The organism is Gluconobacter sp. P1D12_c, from assembly GCF_018812105.1.
Taxonomy (GTDB): Bacteria; Pseudomonadota; Alphaproteobacteria; order Acetobacterales; family Acetobacteraceae; genus Gluconobacter; species Gluconobacter oxydans_A.
Genome location: NZ_JACSIQ010000447.1, coordinates 1 through 458 on the forward strand (window position 1 = coordinate 1; position 458 = coordinate 458).

Below are 458 nucleotides of genomic sequence, written 5' to 3' on the forward strand. Positions count from 1 at the left end.
GATCAGTTCGGCCGTGCGATCAATGGTCTCTGGAGCTGTCAGGGTTTCAGCCATGCCGATGGCGTCCTGGAGGCGGGGCCAGTCAATTCCCGTAATGGCAGACAGTGAATCAACGCCCTGATCACGGGCCTCAATCAGATGACGGCAAGAGGTTGTCAGCAGACGAAGCTGGGCCTGCAACGATCGCATGGTGACAATCGCTTTGTCACGGATCCGGTGCTCGGCACGGCGCATCATGCTTCCGAGGAGTTTGTCCATCATTGTGAGGGCCGCGTCGGTTAGAACCTCCTCAAGTCGGACCCCGGCTGCCACCAGAATGGCGTAACGACGGGATGACCGAAGCTCGGCCAGATGCTGGGGCGTAATCCGGGCAGCTTCTTCGCTCAAACGGTCAAAGGCCACACGCGGTATGGTCGTGGCGCGAGCGCTGTCGAGGTTCAGGGATCGTACACACTCCA

General features: G+C 59.8%; 1 pseudogene. It reads right to left on the reverse strand.

The features are described from left to right. Positions 1-458: pseudogene (locus KP705_RS17600) on the reverse strand (Tn3 family transposase); the annotation flags it as partial.